At 70.0% G+C, this 1,112-nt stretch carries 1 protein-coding gene; it reads left to right on the top strand.

Translation table 11 applies throughout. The features are described from left to right. The first annotated feature begins 113 nt into the window (after positions 1–113). On the top strand, positions 114–1,112 hold the full coding sequence (locus WAB14_RS18175) for an IS481 family transposase (protein ID WP_340271758.1): 999 nt from the start codon (positions 114–116) through the stop codon (positions 1,110–1,112).

The raw sequence follows: 1,112 nt of genomic DNA, 5'->3' as shown, positions 1-1,112 counted from the left end.
TGTGATGCCCAGGGAGGTTGTACCGCTGGTGTTCGGTGAGCCTGGCTGACAGGCGAGGCCTCCGGTTGTGAAGTGGAGCTGTCTAGTTCACCGCTTCACCGACCGGAGGCCTCGTGTCCCACGCTAACGCCGCCCTGACCCCTCGCGCCCGTACCCGCCTGGCCCTGCTCGTGGTGCAGTCCGGCTGGACCTACACCGCCGCGGCGAAGATGTTCATGGTCAGCCCCCGCACCGCGAAGAAGTGGGCGGACCGCTACCGCGCCGAGGGCCCCAACGGCATGAGGGATCGCAGCTCCCGGCCCCGCACCAGCCCGACGAGGACCCCACCGGCGGTGGTGAAGCGGATCGTGCGGCTGCGCTGGCGTCACCGGCTGGGCCCGGTCCAGATCGGTGGCCGGATCGGTCTGCCCGCCTCCACCGTCCACGCCGTGCTGAGACGCTGCCGCGTCAACCGGCTCAGCCACATCGACCGGGTCACCGGCGAGCCGCTGCGCCGCTACGAGCACCCCCACCCCGGCTCCCTCCTCCACGTCGACGTCACCAAGTTCGGCAACATCCCCGACGGCGGTGGACACCGCTTCGTGGGCCGCCAGCAGGGCCGGGTCAATGGCAGCGCCACCGCTCAGCGAACCGGTGAACGCGGCAAGCACTCCCGACCGAAGATCGGCACGGCGTTCGTGCACACCGTCATCGACGACCACTCCCGCCTGGCCTACGCCGAGATCTGCACCGACGAGAAAGCCGACACCGCCATCGCCGTCCTGCGCCGAGCCATCGCCTGGTTCGCCGAGCGCGGCGTCAGGGTCGAACGTGTCCTGTCCGACAACGGCAGCTGCTACCGCTCCCACGCCTGGCGCGACGCCTGCGCCGACCTCGCGATCACACACAAGCGGACCCGTCCCTACCGGCCGCAGACCAACGGCAAGATCGAACGCTTCCACCGCACCCTCGCCGACGGCTGGGCCTACGCCCGCTTCTACGACAACACCCCCGCCCGCAACAGCGCCCTACCCGGCTGGCTCCACTTCTACAATCACCACCGCGCCCACTCCGCCCTCGGAGGCAAGCCACCGGTCACCCGACTGACCAACCTCCCTGGGCATCACAGCTAG

The organism is Aquipuribacter nitratireducens (assembly GCF_037860835.1).
Classification (GTDB): Bacteria; Actinomycetota; Actinomycetes; order Actinomycetales; family JBBAYJ01; genus Aquipuribacter; species Aquipuribacter nitratireducens.
The sequence above is the reverse complement of the archived record's forward strand: the minus strand, read 5'-3'. Positions and strand labels throughout refer to the sequence as shown.